Raw genomic sequence first — 3,968 nt, 5'->3', positions numbered from 1 at the left:
CACCACTCCTCTGCAATCCGCCATTCCGAGCCGGCGGATCTACTCCTGTCCTCAAACACCGTCATGTCGTGGATCGACGTGGTCGGTGACATTCAACGCGGAAACCCCGTAGTGGAACATCGGCCGTTCGAGCTAATTTCCTCCCTAGCGCTCCTCGGCGCCGGCGTCGCCGCCGGTGGGCGGCGAAGTTGGATCTGACGCATCCCCGGGTCACGGGGTTACTAGTTAGTATTCGCAATCCCGTACCGATGCGTTACTGGGAAGTGGCTGTGACCTGGGTGGATACTAAGCATTGCTCACTAAATGCGGACATTCCGACGCGTCTGGGCAGCACCGAACCCCCGATCACCGTTAGACTTCCCGACGTGACCACTGACAAGACCGGCGCGGAAGTTACCGTCTCGGAGAACCTCGCACACCATCGCTACGACGTCTTCGCCGACGGCGAATTGGCCGGTTACACCGTCTATCGTGACCGCAGGCACGACGATTCGGCCGAGCGGATCTTCTACCACACCGAGGTCGGCGAGGCGTTCGGCGGACGCGGCCTGGCGACCATCCTCGTCAAGGAGGCGCTCGACGCCACGCGTGCCGAGAACAAATTCATCGTCGGTGTGTGCCCGCTCGTCGCATCGTTTCTGAAGAACCATCCCGAGTACGCCGACGCGTCGCACCCCGTCACCGACGAAGTGCTCACCTGGTTGCAGTCATAGTCGACGACGTCGCCGGGCCGGAGTTCGACGGTGAGAGTTTCGCCGAAGCGTATTTCGCCGGCGAGACGTGGTCGGAGCGGACCTACACCGACTGCACCTTCGTCGACGCCGACCTGACCGATCTGTCCACCCGGTCGGTGGTGTTCGACGGATGCGATTTCACAGGCGCCAACCTCGCGGATTCGACGCACCGGTCGAGCGCGTTCCGCAATTGCACGTTTCGTCGTGCCCAGCTGCCCGGGTTGACGATGACCGACTGCTCGCTGGTCGGGTCGGTGATCACCGAATCACGGACGCAACGGTGGAAGCTCGTCGACTGCGACCTCACGCTGGTGTCGCTGGCCGGGCTCGCACTGGTCAACGCCGATCTCACCGGCTGCCGGTTGCGGGAGGCGAATCTCGGCGAGTCGGATCTGACCGGTTGCGATCTGTCGGGTGCCGACCTGACGTCGGTGCGCGCGATCGGCGCGATACTGCGCAATGCGACGCTGCTCGGGGCCCGCATCGATCCAGTGTTCTGGCGCCAGGCGAAGGTCGAGGGTGCCCGGGTGGATGCGCATCACGCGATGGAGTTCGCAATCGCTCACGGGCTGCGGGTGGGCGACTGAGCGTCGGGTGCGGGGACGGTGCCGCCCGACTACGGTAGAGGCCATGTCGATCACCTTCGCCGACGTCGCGAAAGCCCGATACATCTCCCTGACCACCTTCACCAAGGACGGCCGCGCCAAGCCGACCGCTGTCTGGGCGGCGCCCAGCGGCGACAAGCTGCTGGTCATCTCCGAGGAGTCCGCGTGGAAGGTCAAGCGCATCCGCAACACCGCGCGCGTGACCATCGCCGTGTGCGATATGCGTGGCAACGTCAAGAGCGACGCGGTAGAGGCCACCGCAAAACTCCTCGACAAGTCTCGTAACGCCGAGGTCTACGACGCCATCGGCAAGCGTTACGGCATCGTCGGAAAGGTCTTCAACCTGGTGAGCAAGGCCCGTGGCGGAATGAAAAACAATGTCGGACTGGAGATTTCGGCCGCATAGGGTCGGCGGCTGATTGCAATCTGTCTGATGAGGGGCGGCGAGGGGCCCGCTCCCTCGGCGTCGACCACGGGACAGACTGCAACCTGCCCGGTCACCCGCCGAGGGACCCGCTCCCCCCAACGCCGACCACGGGACAGACTGCAATCTGTCTGGTGAGGCGCGGCGAGGTGCCCGCTCCCCCGACGTCGACCACGGGACAGACTGCAATCAGCCATCTCACCCCCGCCGAGGGGCCGGCTCCCCCAGCGTCGAGGACGGGACCGAATGCAATCTGCCCGGTCACGCCCGGCGAGGGGCCGGCTCCCCCGACGTCGACCACGGGACCGAATGCAATCAGCCATCTCACGCCCGGCGAGGGGCCCGCTCCCTCGACGCCGACCACGGGACAGACTGCAATCAGCCATCTCACCCCCGCCGAGGGACCCGCTCCCCCGACGCCGACCACGGGACAGACTGCAATCAGCCATCTCACCCCCGCCGAGGGGCCCGCTCCCCCAACGTCGACCACGGGACAGATTGAAATCAGCCCCGACGACCTCAGCGCATCTGGTGGAATGCGCTGCTGCGGTACGGATCTCCCGGCTTCAACGACGGCTCGTTGGGGCCGATGAACTCCATTTGATAGTCACCGTCGATCTGCGGCAACGGCCGGTAGTACTGCTTGTCGCCACAGAAGCGCAGGGTCAACGTGTGACGTGTCGGGCAGTCGGGGGTCACCGGCGCCCCGCCATGCAGCGCGTGCGGATGGAACAGGAGCACATCGCCGGGCTCGATATCCCACGAAACGATGTCCCACGACGCCGGGTCCTGCTTGCGTTCGGCTTCGATGTCAGGGAGTCGCGGGAAGTACTCTGCTCCCCAAGCGGGCGCGGTGGGATCGAGCGGATCGACGTAGGCGGGTCCGTCGAACTGCGGTCCCAGGTGCGACGCGCGCACGACCTCCAGTGAATTCTTCTTCGGCAGGGTCTCGAAGCTGATCCAGACATTGATCAGGTCCGGCCCGTTGGTCGACATGATGCAGGTGTCCTGGTGCCACGGCGACCGTCCGGCCCGGCCCCCGGATTTGATGAACAGTTCCTCGGAGATGAACCACACATGCTCCGAATCCCACAGGGACGCAACGACATCGTGCAGACCGACTTCCCGAATGAACTCCAGATACTTCTCGACATTGGCGACGTTCCCGTAATCGTTGTAGTGCTCGTCGCTGGTGCCCTCGAACACCTTTCGCGGATTCGCGGGATGGGCGACGCCGTAGTCGAAGCACTCGCGTGCTCGTCGCAATTGATCCGGCGAGAAGAAGCCACGGAGAACGGTCGCGCCGTTGTCGGCGAGCTCGCGGCGGGTCTGGTCGGTCACGATCTGTGTTGGGGATGACATGGGTCTGGACTCCTGTCAGAGGTGGTGGGCGCCGCGGGATCCGACTTCGCGCAAGTCGCCCGAATTGAGTTGACCACTCGACTTGGCCATTTGCCTTAGTCGCTTGGCTCACCCAGTGTGACTTCTCGATCCAGACGTGTCAAGAGTCACACTCTCTCCTAAAACCTTTGCCGGACAACATGTTTCAACGACCTACCCGATCGACTCTCGCTCCGAACTCGCCAACCAACAGCACAGGTTCTCGATGGCCCGATCGACCATCGTCGGCAGATCCGACCGCTGACCCGCGATCGCCTGCAAGGTCAGGCCGTCGAGGGCAGCCAGCATCTGACTCGCCAGCGTCGAAAGGTCGACAGCATGCCGCTGCTCCCCCGCGGCAGCGCTCAGCAACTCCACGGTGTGATCGAGGTAGCTCCGATACACCTGCCCCGGCAGGTGACGAGCGCTCGGAGTGCGCGTGGCCCAGAGCATGAGCTCGAACTGCGCTTGCTGCCAACCGATGTCGTCGACGATCCAGGCGAGGTAACCCCGCATGAGCGCCTCGACGCCGGCCGATAGTCCGATCCCCGGTGGCACGAACCTGGCGCCGGCCAAGCGACCATCGATGGGCCCCTGCTCCAGCACGGCCCGCAGCAGGGCGTCCTTGCCCTCGAATACATAGTGCAGACTCGCCGTCGGAGCGCCGGCGACTTCGGTGATCCGACGGGTGGTCGCCCGGGCGACACCTTCCTCGGCGACGACTTTCGCCGCCGCGTCGATGAACAGCCGCCGCCGATCGTCCGCTCTCATGTGCGCCATTCACACCCGCCTCCCCTGGGTCGCGACGCGGCAGAAAGTTGACCG

At 64.7% G+C, this 3,968-nt stretch carries 5 protein-coding genes; 3 read left to right on the top strand and 2 right to left on the bottom strand.

All coding sequences use genetic code 11. The features are described 5' to 3' along the window. Positions 1 to 365 precede the first annotated feature (365 nt). The 3 genes from HH308_RS13625 to HH308_RS13615 are packed head-to-tail and all read left to right on the top strand — an operon-like array spanning position 366 to position 1,745. On the top strand, positions 366 to 713 hold the full coding sequence (locus HH308_RS13625; RefSeq protein ID WP_170194753.1) for a GNAT family N-acetyltransferase: 348 nt from the start codon (positions 366 to 368) through the stop codon (positions 711 to 713). Then, positions 617 to 1,321: a pentapeptide repeat-containing protein gene (locus tag HH308_RS13620; protein ID WP_312870582.1), complete on the top strand. Its 705-nt coding sequence runs from the start codon at positions 617 to 619 to the stop codon at positions 1,319 to 1,321. The genes HH308_RS13625 and HH308_RS13620 overlap by 97 nt, the downstream gene beginning before the upstream one ends. 43 nt (positions 1,322 to 1,364) lie before the next feature. Continuing rightward, positions 1,365 to 1,745 (top strand): PPOX class F420-dependent oxidoreductase, encoded by a 381-nt coding sequence (locus HH308_RS13615; protein ID WP_170194752.1) that lies wholly within the window; start codon positions 1,365 to 1,367, stop codon positions 1,743 to 1,745. Between the two features lie 537 nt (positions 1,746 to 2,282). Here the strand turns inward: HH308_RS13615 and HH308_RS13610 are convergent. Further along, positions 2,283 to 3,125: a phytanoyl-CoA dioxygenase family protein gene (locus tag HH308_RS13610; RefSeq protein WP_170194751.1), complete on the bottom strand. Its 843-nt coding sequence runs from the start codon at positions 3,123 to 3,125 to the stop codon at positions 2,283 to 2,285. Positions 3,126 to 3,317: 192 nt separating this feature from the next. After that, on the bottom strand, positions 3,318 to 3,923 hold the full coding sequence (locus tag HH308_RS13605) for a TetR/AcrR family transcriptional regulator (protein WP_170194750.1): 606 nt from the start codon (positions 3,921 to 3,923) through the stop codon (positions 3,318 to 3,320). Between the last annotated feature and the right edge of the window lie 45 nt (positions 3,924 to 3,968).

Origin of the sequence: Gordonia asplenii (assembly GCF_012933505.1) — a bacterium.
In the GTDB taxonomy this organism is placed as follows: Bacteria; Actinomycetota; Actinomycetes; order Mycobacteriales; family Mycobacteriaceae; genus Gordonia; species Gordonia asplenii.
Note: the sequence above shows the minus strand (reverse complement) of the source record. Positions and strands in the feature narration are given on the sequence as shown.